At 36.2% G+C, this 17,083-nt stretch carries 18 protein-coding genes; 10 read left to right on the top strand and 8 right to left on the bottom strand.

Translation table 11 applies throughout. The annotated features are described in order from the left end of the window. Positions 1-63: 63 nt before the first annotated feature. The gene (locus tag AACZ92_RS04160) at positions 64-1,068 is read right to left on the bottom strand and encodes an alcohol dehydrogenase (protein ID WP_339697443.1); all 1,005 of its coding nucleotides are present in this window, start codon (positions 1,066-1,068) and stop codon (positions 64-66) included. A gap of 82 nt (positions 1,069-1,150) precedes the next feature. Next, a complete protein-coding gene (locus AACZ92_RS04155; protein WP_339697441.1) occupies positions 1,151-1,849 on the bottom strand; it encodes a CPBP family intramembrane glutamic endopeptidase in 699 nt (232 codons plus the stop codon). A 273-nt stretch (positions 1,850-2,122) separates the two neighbouring features. Here AACZ92_RS04155 and dnaK point away from each other — a divergent pair, with 273 nt between their 5' ends. From dnaK to AACZ92_RS04130, 5 genes are all read left to right on the top strand, one after another. Further along, positions 2,123-4,045 (top strand): molecular chaperone DnaK, encoded by a 1,923-nt coding sequence (dnaK, locus tag AACZ92_RS04150; protein ID WP_339697439.1) that lies wholly within the window; start codon positions 2,123-2,125, stop codon positions 4,043-4,045. Positions 4,046-4,172: 127 nt separating this feature from the next. After that, positions 4,173-4,712 (top strand): hypothetical protein, encoded by a 540-nt coding sequence (locus tag AACZ92_RS04145; RefSeq protein ID WP_339697437.1) that lies wholly within the window; start codon positions 4,173-4,175, stop codon positions 4,710-4,712. Further along, positions 4,709-5,563, top strand: coding sequence for an ABC transporter ATP-binding protein (locus AACZ92_RS04140; RefSeq protein WP_339697435.1), 855 nt, complete (start codon positions 4,709-4,711; stop codon positions 5,561-5,563). Before AACZ92_RS04145 ends, AACZ92_RS04140 begins: the two co-directional genes overlap by 4 nt. Then, a complete protein-coding gene (locus tag AACZ92_RS04135; RefSeq protein WP_339697433.1) occupies positions 5,560-6,390 on the top strand; it encodes an ABC transporter permease subunit in 831 nt (276 codons plus the stop codon). The genes AACZ92_RS04140 and AACZ92_RS04135 overlap by 4 nt, the downstream gene beginning before the upstream one ends. Then, positions 6,387-7,040, top strand: a complete 654-nt coding sequence (locus AACZ92_RS04130) for a hypothetical protein (RefSeq protein ID WP_339697431.1) — start codon at positions 6,387-6,389, stop codon at positions 7,038-7,040. Before AACZ92_RS04135 ends, AACZ92_RS04130 begins: the two co-directional genes overlap by 4 nt. Before the next feature lie 264 nt (positions 7,041-7,304). Here the strand turns inward: AACZ92_RS04130 and AACZ92_RS04125 are convergent, their stop codons facing one another. After that, complete coding sequence (locus tag AACZ92_RS04125; RefSeq protein WP_339697429.1) at positions 7,305-8,015, bottom strand: Two component regulator three Y domain protein; 711 nt, start codon at positions 8,013-8,015, stop codon at positions 7,305-7,307. Positions 8,016-8,111: 96 nt separating this feature from the next. Then, positions 8,112-8,756: an esterase gene (locus tag AACZ92_RS04120; RefSeq protein ID WP_339697427.1), complete on the bottom strand. Its 645-nt coding sequence runs from the start codon at positions 8,754-8,756 to the stop codon at positions 8,112-8,114. 36 nt (positions 8,757-8,792) lie between these two features. Between AACZ92_RS04120 and AACZ92_RS04115 the strand changes: the two genes are divergently transcribed. The 3 genes from AACZ92_RS04115 to menD are packed head-to-tail and all read left to right on the top strand — an operon-like array spanning position 8,793 to position 11,982. Further along, positions 8,793-9,212: a hotdog fold thioesterase gene (locus AACZ92_RS04115; RefSeq protein WP_339697425.1), complete on the top strand. Its 420-nt coding sequence runs from the start codon at positions 8,793-8,795 to the stop codon at positions 9,210-9,212. A gap of 6 nt (positions 9,213-9,218) precedes the next feature. Further along, positions 9,219-10,286: an isochorismate synthase gene (locus AACZ92_RS04110; protein WP_339697423.1), complete on the top strand. Its 1,068-nt coding sequence runs from the start codon at positions 9,219-9,221 to the stop codon at positions 10,284-10,286. Between the two features lie 31 nt (positions 10,287-10,317). Further along, entirely contained in the window at positions 10,318-11,982 is a 1,665-nt protein-coding gene (gene menD / locus AACZ92_RS04105; RefSeq protein ID WP_339697421.1) for a 2-succinyl-5-enolpyruvyl-6-hydroxy-3-cyclohexene-1-carboxylic-acid synthase, read from the top strand. On the opposite strand, the gene AACZ92_RS04100 is transcribed toward menD, so the two are convergent. Then, the gene (locus tag AACZ92_RS04100) at positions 11,966-12,397 is read right to left on the bottom strand and encodes a hypothetical protein (RefSeq protein WP_339697420.1); all 432 of its coding nucleotides are present in this window, start codon (positions 12,395-12,397) and stop codon (positions 11,966-11,968) included. The genes menD and AACZ92_RS04100 overlap by 17 nt on opposite strands. An 86-nt stretch (positions 12,398-12,483) precedes the next feature. Between AACZ92_RS04100 and AACZ92_RS04095 the strand changes: the two genes are divergently transcribed. After that, positions 12,484-13,314, top strand: coding sequence for a S1-like domain-containing RNA-binding protein (locus AACZ92_RS04095; RefSeq protein ID WP_339697419.1), 831 nt, complete (start codon positions 12,484-12,486; stop codon positions 13,312-13,314). Here AACZ92_RS04095 and AACZ92_RS04090 read toward each other — a convergent pair whose 3' ends face one another. Next, positions 13,315-13,878, bottom strand: coding sequence for a hypothetical protein (locus AACZ92_RS04090; RefSeq protein WP_339697417.1), 564 nt, complete (start codon positions 13,876-13,878; stop codon positions 13,315-13,317). A 31-nt stretch (positions 13,879-13,909) separates the two neighbouring features. Continuing rightward, the gene (locus AACZ92_RS04085; RefSeq protein ID WP_339697415.1) at positions 13,910-15,031 is read right to left on the bottom strand and encodes a C1 family peptidase; all 1,122 of its coding nucleotides are present in this window, start codon (positions 15,029-15,031) and stop codon (positions 13,910-13,912) included. A gap of 193 nt (positions 15,032-15,224) precedes the next feature. On the opposite strand from AACZ92_RS04085, the gene AACZ92_RS04080 reads away from it, so the two are divergent. Further along, complete coding sequence (locus tag AACZ92_RS04080) at positions 15,225-16,064, top strand: 1,4-dihydroxy-2-naphthoyl-CoA synthase (RefSeq protein WP_339697413.1); 840 nt, start codon at positions 15,225-15,227, stop codon at positions 16,062-16,064. A gap of 3 nt (positions 16,065-16,067) precedes the next feature. Here AACZ92_RS04080 and AACZ92_RS04075 read toward each other — a convergent pair whose 3' ends face one another. Then, the gene (locus tag AACZ92_RS04075) at positions 16,068-17,039 is read right to left on the bottom strand and encodes a sterol desaturase family protein (RefSeq protein WP_339697411.1); all 972 of its coding nucleotides are present in this window, start codon (positions 17,037-17,039) and stop codon (positions 16,068-16,070) included. Between the last annotated feature and the right edge of the window lie 44 nt (positions 17,040-17,083).

Genomic DNA, 17,083 nt, shown 5'->3' with positions numbered 1-17,083 from the left:
ATTAAAAAACCTTCCGCTGCATTCATATCGAAAGTAACGGAAGGTGTGTTGTGTCTTTATTCTCTACGGAGTTAAAACGACTCTAAAACGAGCTTCGTTGTTCATCATTTTTTCAAATGCTTCGGCAACATCGTCTAACTTGTATGTTTCAATCATTGGTTTAGTGTCAGTCAAAGCGCTAAAGTTAAGCGTATCTTCACTTTCAATTGCGGTACCACTTGGCCATCCGGTAACCGATTTGCGAGCCATCAATAGTTGCATAGGTGATACTTCTACAGCATCAGGTGTAGCACCTATACAGATTAATTGTCCGTCAATACCCAATCCATCAATAACAGACGAGATTGCATCAGCGTGTGGTGCAGTAGCAACAATTAACTTTGCGCCGCCTAATTTTTGCAATTCCTCAACAGCATTTTGTTCCTTGATATTAATGTAGTGATGTGCTCCTAAGTCTTTTGCTAACTTCTTTTTATCATCACTCGTGGAAAGAGCTACGGTTTTCATCCCCATTTTATTGGCATATTGAACGGCTAAGTGCCCTAAACCACCAATACCTTGAACAGCTACCACATCTCCGGCTTTTACATTACTATTTCGCATGGCGTTGTATACGGTAATTCCGGCGCATAATAAAGGGGCGGCTTCTTCACTGGAAAGCTCTTCAGGAATGCTAGCAACCGCTTCTTGAGGCGCAGTCATATATTCGGCATAGCCACCATCATAAGAGATTCCACAAACTTGAGCATTTTCACAGTTAATAAACATACCACGACGGCAAGGTTCGCAATTAAAACAGTGACCTCCGTGCCAGCCTACACCAACGCGTTGCCCTTTTTCCCAGTTGGAGACGTTACTGCCAACACTTTCAACAATTCCCACTACTTCGTGACCGGGAACACGTGGATATTCTAAACCGGGGAATCCGCCTGCTTTTACAAAATTATCACTGTGGCAAATTCCGCAGGCTTCTACTTTTAGTAAGACTTCATTTTCTTTTGGGGAAGGTTTATCGAGTTCTACTATTTTAAAATCACCTCCTGCTTCTTGTACTTGTACTGCTTTCATAGTTCTTTTTTTTGAGACTTGAAGATACAAAGAGTAAACGTGTTATTATTTTAAAGCTGTGTTAAACCCTAAACAGGAATGGTTAGTTAGAAATCACATATGTAAACAATAGCATAATTCCGATTGCAAACGCATTATTAAGAAAGTGAAGTAAAATAGGCCAAATTAGCACGCCTGTTTTAATTTTTAGCCAACCGGCAATCCCACCAAGAACAATTCGTGGAACAATCATAGCAAATAATGCTGCATTAATGAGAAAAGACTCTACATAGTTATAAATATGTGCCATTCCGAAGATTACAGAAGTAATAACCAAAACTACTAATACGTACTTGCCAAGAAAATTTTGAATACCTACAAGCGCTTTTTTAGGTACAAGAAATTGCAACAGATAATAGGTGCCAATAAAAACTGCGAACATTATTAACAGCCGGATATACCAATCTGTTAGTCCTTCCGAAAAACCCATAAAAAGAAAGCTGAGCCAACCACTTATAAATAGCAACAAGTCTTCATAGCTGGGCTTTATAAGAGAGCGGAACATGATTTCTTCAAAAATGGGCGCAATGATTACTGCGGAAATAAGCAGTTGTATGGGTTGGTTATTGAGCATTTCTAGTAGACGTTCCTGCTTGTATTCGTTGTTTATAAGCTCAGGAAACCATTTTGACAATAGACCCAAAATTATAAAAAACGAAAAATAAAACGCCCAAACTAGCAAGTAGCTTTTAACTAATAGTTTTGCACCTTCTTTTACGGTATATGTTTTTGTTGCAATCATATTTTTAAAGGAAGCAGCAAAAGTAAAGGAATAAATTGTCTTAAACAGATATACATTTGCAAGAGGGATAGTGTAATGGTACCGTGTACCCACGAAAGCCCGACCGTACCCTGGGCGAAGCCAAAGGGTAGGGGCTTGCCATAAAAAGACCTACTAAAACTGTCAATTTATTAGAAAATATGACACCCTGTCATAAAGTTTCTGATGGCATAATCATTGACTTATACATAGCGAATTAAAAATTTGAATTAGTAAAACAATAACTATAACACTATGAGTAAAATAATTGGAATCGACTTAGGTACAACCAACTCCTGCGTTGCTGTAATGGAAGGTAGCGAGCCAACGGTAATACCTAACGCCGAAGGAAAACGAACTACTCCCTCAGTAATCGCCTTTGTGGAAGGTGGCGAAATTAAGGTTGGTGACCCTGCAAAGCGTCAGGCTGTTACAAACCCTAAGAAGACTATATCTTCCATTAAGAGATTTATGGGGAATAAGTTTTCCGAATCAAAAAAAGAAATTGATAACGCTGCTTACGATGTAGAAAAAGGCGATAATAACACACCACGTGTTAAAATCGATGATCGTATGTACACGCCACAAGAGCTGAGTGCGATGATTCTTCAGAAAATGAAGAAAACCGCTGAAGATTACCTTGGGCAAGATGTAGACCGTGCTGTAATTACAGTTCCGGCTTACTTTAACGATAGTCAGCGTCAAGCAACAAAAGAAGCTGGTGAAATCGCTGGTCTTAAAGTAGAACGTATTATTAACGAGCCTACAGCGGCTGCGTTAGCATACGGACTTGATAAAAAAGACAGCGACCAGAAAATTGTAGTATTTGACTTTGGTGGTGGTACACACGATGTTAGTATCCTTGAATTAGGAGACGGCGTTTTTGAAGTACTTTCTACCGATGGTGATACACATTTAGGTGGTGACGATGTTGATAGCAAAATCATTAACTGGTTAGCAGATGAGTTTCAAAAGGAAGAAGATTTAGATCTTCGTAAAGACGCTATGGCGTTACAACGTTTGAAAGAAGCTGCTGAAAAAGCTAAGATTGAATTATCATCTTCTACACAAACTGAAATTAACTTGCCTTACGTAACTGCTACTAGCAGTGGACCAAAACACTTAGTAAAAACGTTAACACGTTCTAAGTTCGAGCAATTAATTGACGATCTAGTAAAAAGAACTATCACTCCTTGTGAGAAAGCTATGAAAGCAGCTGGTCTTTCTAAGAGTGATATTGACGAAATAATTTTAGTAGGTGGATCAACACGTATTCCTGCTGTACAAGAAGCTGTAAAGAATTTCTTCGGAAAAGCGGCTAGTAAAGGAGTAAACCCTGATGAGGTTGTTGCAGTTGGAGCAGCTATTCAAGGTGGTGTGTTAACTGGTGATGTAAAAGATGTATTGTTATTAGATGTTACACCACTTTCATTAGGTATTGAAACAATGGGTAGCGTTAATACAAAACTTATTGAAGCCAATACAACGATACCAACTAAGAAAAGTCAGACATTCTCAACAGCGGCAGACAATCAGCCAAGTGTAGAGATTCACGTATTGCAAGGTGAGCGCCCGATGGCATCAGATAACAAGACAATAGGACGTTTCCACTTAGATGGAATTCCACCTGCGCCAAGAGGAACACCTCAAATTGAAGTAACATTCGATATTGATGCCAACGGTATCATTAAAGTAAGTGCTGAAGATAAAGCGACTGGTAAGAAGCAAGATATTCGAATTGAAGCTTCTTCAGGTTTAACAGAAGAGGAAATCGAAAAGATGAAGCAAGAAGCTGAAGCAAATGCTGATGCTGATCAAAAAGCGAAAGAAAAAGTTGACAAAATCAACGAAGCTGACGCGATGATTTTCCAAACTGAAAAGCAACTGAAAGAATTTGGTGATAAATTATCTGACGATAAGAAAAAGCCAATCGAAGATGCTTTAGAGGAGCTTAAGAAAGCGCATGCTACACAAGAAGTTGAAACCATTCAACCAGCGTTGGATAAAATCAACGAAGCGTGGAAAACTGCAAGTGAAGAGATGTACAAAGCGCAAGCTGATCAACAAGGTGGAGCTGCCCCAGGCGGTGAAGCTGGAGCTGAGCAAGGTGCTACAGGCGGTTCTTCAGAAGAAGAAGGCAGTGATGTAGAAGACGTAGACTTCGAAGAAGTTAAGTAAGACCGAAGTTTATATATAATAGAAAAACCGCAACTTAATAGTTGCGGTTTTTTTTATACAAAGGCCATAAAGTTGTTTAAGACAAGTATAACACCCCACTATACCATTTATCAGTATATTTGAATTTATGGAATCTGTACTACTTCCCAAACAGCCGCATCCGGTGGTTTCATACCTACGTGTAGGGAGGTTGCTGTATTTTTCACTCATCTTATTTATTATAGAGTCGTGGGTGTATGGTGTGCAACTTATGGAAGCTTGGAACAATGCTTCGGTTTATATTGTTGCTATTTGGGCATGGTGCTTTCTGTTTTCCTTTATTCATATTTATTTGGTCATTATGGATGGCTGGTCACGGTACCAGAATTACAAACGAGCAAAGGATCAGTTTTTTATACACGGTTTTCGTCCGCGTATTGCAGATATATACATCGTTTCAAAATGTCAACGTATGGCAGCTGAAACCGCTGCTGAAGAATTAGGAATAAAAGAAGAAGTAAAAGCTTATTATAAAAGCTGTGGAGTAAAATGGTATCACTATATTCCTTATTTTATGGTAAAAGAACCTCTGTTTATGTTTAAAAAAGACTTTTGGTCTCGTACCTTTTTAGAAAAGAATTACACGCCAAAATTTGATTTTCAAAATATGCCACAAGCCACGGTATGAGTATTTCGTGTAGACAAGTAAGCAAACAATACGGTTCGGTAATTGCGTTACAAAACGTAAGTATCTCCTGTAAAGCCGGTGAAATTTGTGGAATTGTAGGCGCCAACGGAGCTGGTAAAACAACCTTGTTTAAAATATTAATAGGATTGGTAACACCCGATAATGGCTCCGTTACTATTGAAAATACAGGAAAGAAAAAAGCGGGAGGTATTATAGAAAAACCTGCTTTGTACGAATATCTCACGGCATATGAAAACCTTAAAGTATTTGCCAAAATGCAAGGTGCAAGTACCGATAAAAATATACTATATCAATTTTTAAAGCGAGTAGGGCTACCGATAGATAGAAAAGACCCAGTGCGTAATTATTCCATGGGGATGAAACAAAGACTGGGCATTGCCATTGCGTTGCTAAACAATCCTTCTTGCTTAATTTTGGATGAACCATTTTCAGGCCTCGACCCAATGGGAATTGAATCACTACGAAATCTTATTCTGAAATTATCTGAAGAGAATCTAGCTATTTTAATTTCCTCTCATATTGTTGATGTATTGAGTAAATTATGTTCAAAGCTATATGTTATTAATAATGGCAGTATTGTTAACTCAGGGGACACGGCTACATTAATTTCTGAAAACACAAATGAATATACCATCTGCGGTTCTGGAATTGCAGATTCAAAAACATTACAGAAATATGAAACGATAGAACGCGGTAATTGTGTGATGGTTTCTGTTTCTTCCAAAGAAATTCCGAAGGTATTGCAACAATTGGCCGAAGAACAGATTAGCATCACTTCCTGTACACCCGAAGTAGATTTACAGAAACTTTTTCACCCAATATCGCAATGAGAGCACTTTTAGCGACCGAATTTTACAAACTCATAAAGCAAAGCCGGACGTATTATGCACTCGCTGCCATTTTTGTGATAGAAGGTGTAGTCTTGTTTAGTGCGTATTACCAAGGTGCCGGTATTATCGATATCGTGTTGAGCAATTTAAAAGATACCTTCTATTTTGAAGGAAATCTGCTGAATGGAAACTTAGTCACCTACTTTATATTAAACTCGCTGTGGTTTCACGTTCCACTGATTTTGATCATTATTATGTCGGGTTTACTCACCACAGAATATAAAGACAAAACTTTGCAAACCGTGATGATGCAGCCGGTAAAAAAGTGGCAGTATATACTCAGTAAATACATTGTAGCCATTGTTTTTACCACCTGTGTGGTGTTTGTATTGGCGCTGACGTCCTTTTTACTATCGTATGCTTTGTTCGGAAAAGGGGATTTAATTGTGTATGTAAACGGTCTTACCTTTTTTGAACATGATGATGCTTTGTTGAGGTTGGTATATGCTTTTATAGTAGGAGCGGTGTCTATGGTGTTCTTTTCGGTAGTAAGTGTAACCTTGGCCGTTATCTTTAAAGAAGCGATGAAAACTTGGATTATTGCAGCTTTCTTTTTAATACTTTCAAACATTCTTCTGAAAGTTGATTTTGGAAGTGAATTGCTAAATAAATTACTATACGTAAAACTGAATGATACGTGGCAGTACTTTTTTACATTTGAAATACCGTGGAGCACCATATACACCAATGTCGCTTTATTAATAGCATACACCTTGATTACTATAGGAGTTGGAGTGTATGTATTTCAGAAAAAAGATATAGGATGATACAACGATTGATATTGATACTACTATTTGTGAGTTCGTTTTCAAGCTTGGCTCAAGAGCAAGATAAAGATCTTTTGCACATTAAAGAACGGCTGGACACGGTTTCGGCATTTACGGCCGATTTAAAACTGGATGTGGATATTAGCTTTATTAATATGCCACAGAAAAAAGCGACTGTAGAATTTAAAAAAGGAGAGCCAATGGCTTTTTCTTCGGAAGACTTTGCGCTTATCCCAAAGCGTGGTCTAGACTTTTCGTTTCAAGAATTGTTTGAATATCCTTTTATCACTGTTGATCGTGGAATGAAAACGGTTGAAGGAAACAAATTGAAAGTTGTGAATATAATTCCAACGGATAAAAAAGCCGATTTTTCAATTGCAACCTTGTATTTAGATTTAAATGCAGAACGAATAGCCATTTCAGAAATAAGTACAAAAAAGGATGGTACATATACCTTACTATTAGATTACCCGACTTCCGAATCTGTTCTGCCAACAAAAGTAGAAGTGCAATTTGAAATGGAACGTATTCGTATTCCGCTTAACTTTATGGGAAAAGACATTGATGTTGACAGAAAAAAGATGCGAAAAGAAGAAATAAAAACCGGTAAAATTTTCTTGACGTTGAACTACAAAACCATTTCGTATTAATTTTCAACCTTGCTTAAGAAAAATACTTTGAGAAATTAAGTAGCCATAACACCTATTCTACAGCGATTTACGGAAAAAAAAAGAACGGTTCTTAGTAGAGAACCGTTCAAACCAAATAAATCAATTAGCAACTAAACTAATTAATTAATGCAATAGTAATTATTAATTTTTTTCTCGCAAAGTGTTTTAACGGTATTTTTGGATTTTTATCGGTATGTTTTTTTTCAGCTATTCTGAAAATTCGCACGAGAAATAATACTATGTTTATTCATCGTCACTTGTTTCAATAGCAATAATACTGTTGGCTGGAGACGTTATTGAAGGTTCTTTTGTAAGATCTAATAATGCTCCAGAGTTTGAAAGTAAAACCATTGAAAATATTTCTGGGTTTGTAAAATTGTTTTCGGCTACCATCAATTCTTTTAAATTGTTGTTTTGAGCTAAATCGGTTGGTAAAATACCCGTTAATTGATTATCAAAAACATTAAACACTTCTAATAGTGTCAAGTTTTGTACGGATGCAGGAATAGCTCCTGTTAATTTATTACTGCTTACATGAAATTGTTTTAACTGGGTAAGATTCCCCAAGCTGGTAGGAATAGCTCCAGATAGATTGTTTCCGTTAAGGGCTAATACCTTTAAAGTCTTTAAATTTCCGATAGTGGTAGGTAATTCACCATTGATTTTATTAAAAGATAATTCTAATGTTTCAAGATTGGTAAGGTTTCCGATAGAAGAAGGAATAGTGCCCTCAACATTGTTAAAAAGCAACGTGATTCCAATTACTTTATCATTTTCTAATGTTACTCCTTGCCATTCAGAAACGGGTTGGTCTACTTCCCAACTATTGTTCCACTGTTCCCCATTGGTGGCATTATAAAAATCGATAAGAGCTTGCTTTTCTTGTGTGCTTACTTGAGCAAACAGCGTAGTGCAAAAAGCTATAAATAAAAGACTTAGTAGTTGTTTTTTCATAATTCGGAGCTTTGGTTTTCTTACAAAACTTTATAAAGAAACTACTTTTTTTGTCTAAGTGCAAAAAAAATCGATGAACTGCACAATATAAAATGATTACTCGGTTGCTACTTGCTGTAGAAAAGACGTGTTTACTTCGTGAACTCCTTCAAAAACAGATATTTGTAATCTATTCCCAAATAACGAAGTACCTTTTAACTGTTCTTCTGTTTTACGTGCTTCAGTAATGTATGGATCCTTACTTCCGTACAGGTAAATTACCTTGGTTTCAGGTTTCAGAAATGAAAAATCTTCAGGTTTTAATTCTACCGGAATCCCGCCAGAATGAAGCAGCAATTGATCACATTGAATCTTTCTACTAGAAAGCCATCTTGTAGCGATGGAGACCCCTTGCGAATACCCCATTACTATAAAATTGGGCATAGTCTCTGGCTTTTCATTTTTCCAAACAGCATCAATATATTCTAGAACATTTTTGGTTTCGGCCACGGTATTTTCTTTGGTAAGCCATGAAGCTCCCACGTGTTTAAAATCGCTACCTTGGTAATATTTAGAAGGAGCTTGGGGTACAATTATGTAATTTTCTTCGGGATTTAAGTGTCTAAAATACTTTGCAAAGTAGCGACTTAAATATCCTAACCCGTGGAAAGTTATCCATATATTTTTGGTTTTTGAAGTAAATGTATTTACGGTAGTATATGTATTTGTTGAAGTATACGAAACCTCTTTTTCGTTCGCCATTTCTATTTTGTATTTTTACAAAGTTAAAAGAAACAGATGAAGTATACTAAAGAGGAAGTATTGGCAGGTTGCAAAAAAATGTGTCAAAATACATTAATGGAAACATTAGAGATTGAATTTATAGATGTCACCGAAGACACCCTTATTGCCAAAATGCCTGTTACTCCAAAAGTACATCAACCCGACGGCGTGTTACATGGTGGTGCATCGGTTGCTTTAGCTGAAAGTGTGGGAAGTGCAGCAGCCTTTATTTTTATGGATGCTGAAAAGGTGAGCATTCGAGGAATTGAAATCGCTGCAAACCATGTGAAAAGTGTGCGAGAAGGTTTTGTGTATGCTCATGCAAAAGTGTTACATCAAGGCCGAACCACACAACTTTGGCAGATTAGAATTGTAAATGAAGCTGACCAATTGGTTTCTTTGGTTAAATTGACTACCTTAAGCCTAGAAAACTAATCGCTAATGAATTTAAAAGTACTCCTCCAAAAAGTTGCCGATCATTATGAAAATCAAAAACCTTTTGTCCTTTATTCTCACCCTGAAAGTGATACCGTTGAAGTTTTGCTTCAACAAAATATAAAAAAATATACTTCCGAAGCGTTTGATAAACGCGGAATTGTGATGGCGCCTTTTAAGTATGAAGGTCAAGCTGTCTGTATTCCCTTACAAGAATCTGAACATATAACTTGTAAAATTTCAAAAGAAACATTAGAAACAGAAACCATCGCTCCAAGTTTTAAAACATTGGAAAAGGAAGATTACATGCGGCTGGTTTCAAGAGCAATTAGGGTTATAAGCCATAAAAATACGCACAAAGTTGTGGTTTCCAGAAGAAAGGAACTTGACATTAACCCGATTGATTTCTTAAGTTTTGTACCTCGTTTATTGAAATTATACCCAACAGCATTTCGTTATGTATGGTTTCACCCTGAAACTGGATTGTGGTGTGGCGCTACACCTGAAACACTTTTAATGACCAACGGAACTTCTTTTACCACTATGTCATTGGCAGGAACAAAAAAGATTGAAAACCAAAAAACTCCAGAGTGGACACTGAAAGAAAAAAATGAACAGAAAGTAGTGACCGATGCCATAAGCAATTGTCTTCAAAAGGTTACTTCAGTTTTACGAGTTTCAAAAACCTATACGCACGAAGCGGGTTCATTAGCACATTTACGGACCGATATTACCGGAATGCTGAAAAATAAAAAAACCACTTTAGCGACCATTACCGCTGCCTTGCATCCCACTCCTGCAGTTTGTGGCAGACCTTTATCTGCAGCATTAGATTTTATAAATAAAAATGAAGGATATGATAGAGAATATTACACAGGTTTTATAGGTTCTGTAGATAATAATGATTCAAGGTCTTGTTTATATGTAAACCTTCGCTGTATGAAGATTGAAAAGAACAAAGCCTATTTATATGTAGGGGGTGGAATTACCTTTGATTCAAACCCAGAAGAAGAGTGGGATGAAACCCAAAATAAATTGCAAACTATGTTGCAAGTAGTGCAACCAATGCTTTAAAATTGACAGGGCAGTTTGTACCTTTGTAATAATGAATTTTTCTGCTAAACGCCTCTCGCAAACCGTAACACAACTTTGTTTATCTAAGGGTATAGACCATATTGTAATTTCTCCGGGTTCCCGGAATGCTCCTTTAACTATTGGTTTTACGGAACATCCTGATTTTTCATGTTTTAGTATTGTAGACGAACGCTGCGCTGCCTTTTTTGCGTTAGGAATGGCGCAACAGTTTAAAAAGCCGGTTGCTTTGGTTTGTTCTTCAGGTTCGGCTTTGCTAAATTATTTCCCAGCCGTGGCCGAAGCTTTTTACAGTGATATTCCATTGGTTGTTCTTTCTGCCGATCGTCCATCAGAATTACTCGAAATAGGGGATGGTCAAACCATTCAGCAAGAAGATGTGTATGGAAAACACATCCTTTATAATGCAAATTGCAAAGAAGGAGAAGAACACCAAACCTACAATGAAACCGAAATAAACATTGCTTTAAACACAGCAATTGAGTTACAAGCACCCGTACATATAAATATACCTTTTTCTGAACCTTTATACAATAAAGTAAAAGCATTAGAAGTGAGTCCACAGCACGTTCCAGCGAGGATTGATTCAGACGAAATTTCTGAAAATATAGATGAATTTGTGAAAGCGTGGAATAATAGTGCTAAAAAAATGATTTTAATTGGGGTATTACCACCTAACAGTATAGAAGAACAATACATTAAGATATTAGCAGAAGATGAAAGTGTTTTAGTATTGACCGAAGCAACTTCAAATTTGCATCACGAAAACTTTATCCCTGCAATAGATCAGCTTATAACGGTTTTGGATGAAGACGGTTTTAAAGAGTTGCAACCCGATATCTTGCTTACGTTTGGGGGGATGGTAGTCTCAAAACGAATCAAAAAGTTTTTACGAAGCTATAAACCGAAGGCACATTGGCACGTTGATGCTAAAAAAGCGTATGATACATATTTTTCATTGAGCCATCACTTTAAAATCACTCCTAATACGTTTTTAAAAGCCTTTTTGCCTAGAACCGAAACCATTATCAATACTTACCAAACCCAATGGCTGACTGTTAAAAACGAGCGTACCGTAAAGCATAACAAGTATGTTGAATCGGTTCCTTATTCAGATTTTAAGGTATATTCCGAAATTTTAAATAGTTTACCAGAAAAAATACAATTCCAGGTCGCCAATAGTGCTGCGATACGGTATGTGCAATTGTTTGACCTTCCGTCATCTGTTCAAGTATTTTGTAATCGAGGAACTAGCGGAATTGATGGTAGTGTAAGTACAGCAGTAGGAGCAGCTTATGCTTCAAAATTGCCTACTCTTTTAATTACCGGCGATTTAAGTTTCTTTTACGATAGCAATGCTTTGTGGAGTAATTATATTCCAAAGAATTTTAAAATAATATTAATCAATAATAGCGGTGGTGGAATCTTCAGAATTTTGCCCCATGCGCAAAACACACAGCATTTTAATCAGTTTTTTGAAACAGAACATAAGTTATCTGCTAAACACTTATCTAGTATGTATAACTTTAAATACTTTTCAGTGAATAATGAAAATAGCTTAAAGGAAACATTACCTATTTTCTTTGAAGAGAAAAATACTCCATCATTATTAGAAGTAAAAACACCATCTGAAATAAATGATGTTGTATTAAAAGAATATTTTAAATGCCTGAAGTAACCTGTTGATTTTCTAAAAGGTTTTGCGACCAATTATAGGCATCTTCAAGTGTGGAAAATGCTTGAAAAGGTTTTTTAAAAAATGCAGCTTCAATTTCTAAGTTTTTATACCCAATGGTCGAAGCAGATACTACAGCAATACCTTTTAAATTTGGGATTCTATGTAAATACTTATAGTCTGTTGGGGTTAAAGAGTAAGAGTTTATTCTATGCGATATATAAACCATTGGTTTCATACCAACATGCCGCAAAACTAATAGTAGTGCCGAAAAAGATGAGATATAACTTACATTCATACCTTCTTTAATTTCAACGACAACAACTTTGTCATAAAGGTAAACCGTACCAACAGTTAACTCAATGATTTTGTTAAACTTGGCTGATGTTGGGAAGTTGTGGGGATTTTCCTTATACATATTGGGATAAAAATAGCAAATATTTTAATATCATTTATATCTTTTTTAATAATTTAATCCTCACATTATATAGTACCTTTGTAGCTATGATTAATATAGGACAATACCAAACACTTACCATTTTAAGAGAAACCGATCCTGGTTTATATCTTGGAGATGAAGAAGAAAATGAACTTTTATTACCTCACAAATACAAACCCGAAACATTCGAAATAGGAGATGAAATTGAAGTGTTTGTTTATTTAGATAATGAAGAACGCCCTATTGCAACAACCCTAGAACCGTATGTTATTTTAAATGAATTTGCTTACCTAGTTTGTAGTGATGTAAACAAATATGGTGCATTTATGGATTGGGGATTGGAAAAACAACTTTTTGTTCCTTTTAAAGAACAAGCCCGTCCAATGACGGTAGGTAGCTGGTATATTGTGTATTTGTATTTGGACGATAAGACCAACCGTTTAGTGGGTTCTAGTAAAACAAATCGCTTTTTAGATAATAGCAATGTTACCGTAGAGAAATATGACAAAGTAGATATACTTGTTACTCACCTGACTGATAAAGGAGCCAATGTCATTGTAAATGGAAAACACCACGGACTCATCTATATTGATGAAATTTTTGAAGATATTCGTAGTGGAGACCGCATGAAAGCATACATTAAAAAAGTACGTGAGGACAATAAAATAGATGTGGTACTTCAAGCGCCAGGTTACCGAAGTATTGAACCCAATGCTAATTATATTTTAGACGAATTAAAAGCTGCTGGAGGATTTTTACCACTACACGACAAAAGTGACCCTGATAGTATTAAAAATGAATTAGGCTTAAGCAAAAAAAGCTTTAAAAAAGCTATCGGTAGTCTCTACAAGGATAAACAGATTATTATTAAGAGTGATGGTATTGAGTTAATCTAATTAATATTCTCGCACCTGAATGCTTATCGTGCTTTTATTTTCTTTGTTTTTATATAGGTTTATGCCAGATTGCCTATAATATGGATTGTAATAATATGGATTTCCATATTGTGAGCTTCTATAATACGGATTTCCATAATATGGCATTGTTTGGTTTTGGTAAACCGAATTATTTACACGCGAATACTCGTCGTTGTTGTATACATTAAACTTATTAGCTCCTTGTAAGCCTGGTTGTACAAATTGGTTATTTAAACGAGCTGCAAATGGATTGTTACTTGTAGGTCTAGCATCAATAAAATTATTGTCTTGATTAGCTGCTTGAACCATATCAACCGGTTGCCAATAATCATTTCCTGAAACAGAAACAGGAGCTAGATTTGGTGTATAAACCGGTATCGCACCAAAACCTTGGCGGTTACCAAAAACTCTGTATGGCATTAATTCTAACCCTTTTATTTCTACAGAAGGAGTTGCTTCGATAGATACCTGTCGGGTATCAAAATCTGATTGGCCAATGGCTAATACAGGGATTAAAAATAATATAAATAGGAGTTTTTTCATCTCTATAAAATATAGCAAATTTTAAGCCAAATTACAATGCTAATTTTTTGAAAGTACTTTTTGGCACCGCATCCTTGTGTACCATAACACTTATAGCTTTCAGTTTCATATACGCCTCGCTAAAATACACATAGCCACCATTTGCATTTCGGCTTTCATCGGTGCCCCAACTATTTTTTACTTTGTAGTATTTTGTGCCATTTTGGTCACGTAGCAAACCAGTAATGTGCATTAAATGATCATCGGTTGTATCATAGTTTTCAAATTCTACCTGACGGTATTCTTGTGTTATATTTTTTTCTGAATAAACACCTTGCAACGCTTTTATATTGTTTTCTGAATTTTCAGGAATCACCGCAACTCCATCTTTTGAGGAAAAAGTACGTTCGCTTACATCACAATCCAACTCTATGGTAAAACCATTTTGTAGTGCATTGTCAATAGTAGACATCATTTCATCTAAAGGAACATTATAAAAACTACCATTACTCCAATTGTCGGGAATATTCAATATAAATTCTGAATAAAAAGGAGCGTGACTGAATGACGTTATTGTTACATAATCTTCAGGTACAAGCTGCGTCATTTTTAAAAAGGACTCTGGAGTGTATTGTTTCCCTTCAAACTGAAAGGTTTTAGGGTTAGTTCCTAAATATACATCTAACACACTAGAAACTGCTTTTTTCCACTTAGGGCTTAAAGCTTTTGCTGGATTATCAATGTAGGTTTTAAGCATCGATTTTAAAACAGCTACTAATTCGGCGTGGTTATGGTTTTCTTCTGAAGTAAATAAACCGCTGTAGGCTTCTTGTGTTACCAAACCATAATCGCGGACGGAGTTAATTACATCATGCGCCAATCCGCCTTCACTAAATTGTGCCTTCCCTTGTCGCATTACAAAATTTTCAGCTTTTTTAGGGTAGGTGTTTCGTACTTGGTACATTTCAGAGAGATTGATTTCTTTTCCGGTCAGTCTAATTATTTCAGATTCTAAAAAAGAAGAAGTCGAAAAACTCCAACAGGTTCCCGTACGACCTTGACTTATAACGGGTGTTGCTTCTAAGTCAATTTCCGTAGTAAATTTATAAGCCTCTTGAGCGGTTGTAGTAAGAGTTGTTAAGGCAATTCCGAAGAAAAAAAGTAGCGTTCGCATAGAAGTTAAAAAGTGTTTGTTTTTGATAATCAAATTTTTGGATGTTAGCATTTTAAGCACTTGCTAAAATAATTATAAATACTGATGTATAATAGTATACGCTTAGTCTAACACCGATAATTTAATAGCGCAGCGCTCTAAAGTCTTAGTCGGACACGACTAAATTAGTATCTTTACCGTAAAAATATAAAATATGAACACACCCAACTGGAAAACAGCTAAAGAATATTCAGATATTACCTATAAAAAGTCAAATGGCGTAGCCCGAATCGCTTTTAACCGCCCTGATGTTCGTAACGCATTTCGACCTAAAACCACTTCCGAGTTACTCGATGCTTTTCACGATGCACAAGAAGATACCAGTATTGGTGTGGTTTTACTGTCTGCTGAAGGGCCTTCTTCTAGAGATGGTGTGTATAGTTTTTGTAGTGGAGGTGATCAAAAAGCACGCGGGCAACAAGGTTATGTGGGTGAAGATGGATATCACAGGTTAAATATACTAGAAGTTCAACGGTTAATTCGTTTTATGCCTAAGGCTGTTATTTGTGTAGTCCCTGGTTGGGCTGTAGGTGGTGGTCATAGCTTACACGTAGTTTGTGATATGACATTAGCTAGTAAAGAACACGCTATATTTAAACAAACCGATGCCGATGTAACCAGTTTTGACGGAGGCTACGGAAGTGCTTATTTAGCTAAAATGGTAGGGCAGAAAAAAGCACGTGAAATCTTTTTCCTCGGAAGAAATTACAGCGCACAAGAAGCTTTTGAAATGGGTATGGTAAATGCCGTAATCCCGCATGACGAATTGGAGCAAACTGCCTACGAATGGGCACAAGAAGTATTAGGTAAATCACCAACTTCTATAAAAATGCTGAAATTTGCAATGAACCTAACCGATGACGGAATGGTTGGTCAACAAGTATTTGCAGGAGAAGCCACACGTTTAGCATATATGACAGAAGAAGCAAAAGAAGGCCGAGATGCTTTTTTAGAAAAAAGAAAGCCGAACTTTGATAAAAAGTGGTTGCCTTAAAAACTAGGCAACCTTTAACTCTTTTTCTTTTTTATCCTCATTAATTTTTGCTTCCAGCTTTTCCTTGGCCATTTCTTTGCGAATTTGCTTTACCGTTAAGGTACTGCCATCATGGCTCCAACCCGGAGGGCCAAAAGCGTACATAAACTTGTGATACCAATTGCTAGATTTCTTCATATCCTGCCAAATGTTTTGGTATTCGTGCATTAATATTACGTAGAGATTGTAAGAATTTGGTGGGGTAGAAACACCGTATTGAATATTGATATCCTCGTCTAGTTCTTTCCAAGTACCAAATATCCTATCAAAAGCATTTAAAATACCACCATGGTTTTTATCCATATACTCAATGTTGCAAGCATGATGTACTTGGTGCATCGTATGGGTGTTGATGAACTTTTCAATAAAACCTAATTTTTTGATGTATTTGGTGTGCAACTGAAACTGCCACAATGCTTCAATACCTAAGCAAACTACTAGCATTTCTGGTGGAAAGCCGATGATGACAATCCAAACATAGAAAAACGGTTTGTACAATATGGTGAACCAACCGTTTCTGACTGCAGTCCCCAAATTAAAATTATCGGATGAGTGATGAACAATATGTGCTGCCCAAAGAAAACGAACCATATGGTTTTGTCTATGAAACCAATAGTAAGTAAAATCATCTAACAACATGCAGATTATCCAAACATACCAAGCATATCCAAAAGATTCGTACCCCATAATGTTGGTGCGAACTCCATCTACAACAGGATTAAAAATATCATACGCAAAATTAAAAACGAGGATAATAGAAACCGTTTTAATCAGCGCTCCTAAAATAGCAGAACCAATACCAAGCGATAAACTTGAGAAAAAGTCTTTCCATTTATAAAGGCTTTTATCATCGAAAACCTTACTATAAGAAAGTTCTAATGCAATAAATCCTAAAAAACAAGGTACCCCATATACTAACGGGTTTGTAAAATCCATTCTCTATTAATTATTGAAATTATTAATTTTTGGGACTAAAAAGT

It is taken from the genome of uncultured Marixanthomonas sp., from assembly GCF_963974425.1.
In the GTDB taxonomy this organism is placed as follows: Bacteria; Bacteroidota; Bacteroidia; order Flavobacteriales; family Flavobacteriaceae; genus Marixanthomonas.
The sequence above is the reverse complement of the archived record's forward strand: the minus strand, read 5'-3'. Positions and strand labels throughout refer to the sequence as shown.

What these genes read in the sequence shown, in the direction of transcription:
- AACZ92_RS04160 (WP_339697443.1), bottom strand. Translation starts at nt 1,068, where the DNA reads ATGAAAGCAGTACAAGTACAAGAAGCAGGAGGTGATTTTAAAATAGTA.
- AACZ92_RS04155 (WP_339697441.1), bottom strand. Translation starts at nt 1,849, where the DNA reads ATGATTGCAACAAAAACATATACCGTAAAAGAAGGTGCAAAACTATTA.
- dnaK (WP_339697439.1), top strand. Translation starts at nt 2,123, where the DNA reads ATGAGTAAAATAATTGGAATCGACTTAGGTACAACCAACTCCTGCGTT.
- AACZ92_RS04145 (WP_339697437.1), top strand. Translation starts at nt 4,173, where the DNA reads ATGGAATCTGTACTACTTCCCAAACAGCCGCATCCGGTGGTTTCATAC.
- AACZ92_RS04140 (WP_339697435.1), top strand. Translation starts at nt 4,709, where the DNA reads ATGAGTATTTCGTGTAGACAAGTAAGCAAACAATACGGTTCGGTAATT.
- AACZ92_RS04135 (WP_339697433.1), top strand. Translation starts at nt 5,560, where the DNA reads ATGAGAGCACTTTTAGCGACCGAATTTTACAAACTCATAAAGCAAAGC.
- AACZ92_RS04130 (WP_339697431.1), top strand. Translation starts at nt 6,387, where the DNA reads ATGATACAACGATTGATATTGATACTACTATTTGTGAGTTCGTTTTCA.
- AACZ92_RS04125 (WP_339697429.1), bottom strand. Translation starts at nt 8,015, where the DNA reads ATGAAAAAACAACTACTAAGTCTTTTATTTATAGCTTTTTGCACTACG.
- AACZ92_RS04120 (WP_339697427.1), bottom strand. Translation starts at nt 8,756, where the DNA reads ATGGCGAACGAAAAAGAGGTTTCGTATACTTCAACAAATACATATACT.
- AACZ92_RS04115 (WP_339697425.1), top strand. Translation starts at nt 8,793, where the DNA reads ATGAAGTATACTAAAGAGGAAGTATTGGCAGGTTGCAAAAAAATGTGT.
- AACZ92_RS04110 (WP_339697423.1), top strand. Translation starts at nt 9,219, where the DNA reads ATGAATTTAAAAGTACTCCTCCAAAAAGTTGCCGATCATTATGAAAAT.
- menD (WP_339697421.1), top strand. Translation starts at nt 10,318, where the DNA reads ATGAATTTTTCTGCTAAACGCCTCTCGCAAACCGTAACACAACTTTGT.
- AACZ92_RS04100 (WP_339697420.1), bottom strand. Translation starts at nt 12,397, where the DNA reads ATGTATAAGGAAAATCCCCACAACTTCCCAACATCAGCCAAGTTTAAC.
- AACZ92_RS04095 (WP_339697419.1), top strand. Translation starts at nt 12,484, where the DNA reads ATGATTAATATAGGACAATACCAAACACTTACCATTTTAAGAGAAACC.
- AACZ92_RS04090 (WP_339697417.1), bottom strand. Translation starts at nt 13,878, where the DNA reads ATGAAAAAACTCCTATTTATATTATTTTTAATCCCTGTATTAGCCATT.
- AACZ92_RS04085 (WP_339697415.1), bottom strand. Translation starts at nt 15,031, where the DNA reads ATGCGAACGCTACTTTTTTTCTTCGGAATTGCCTTAACAACTCTTACT.
- AACZ92_RS04080 (WP_339697413.1), top strand. Translation starts at nt 15,225, where the DNA reads ATGAACACACCCAACTGGAAAACAGCTAAAGAATATTCAGATATTACC.
- AACZ92_RS04075 (WP_339697411.1), bottom strand. Translation starts at nt 17,039, where the DNA reads ATGGATTTTACAAACCCGTTAGTATATGGGGTACCTTGTTTTTTAGGA.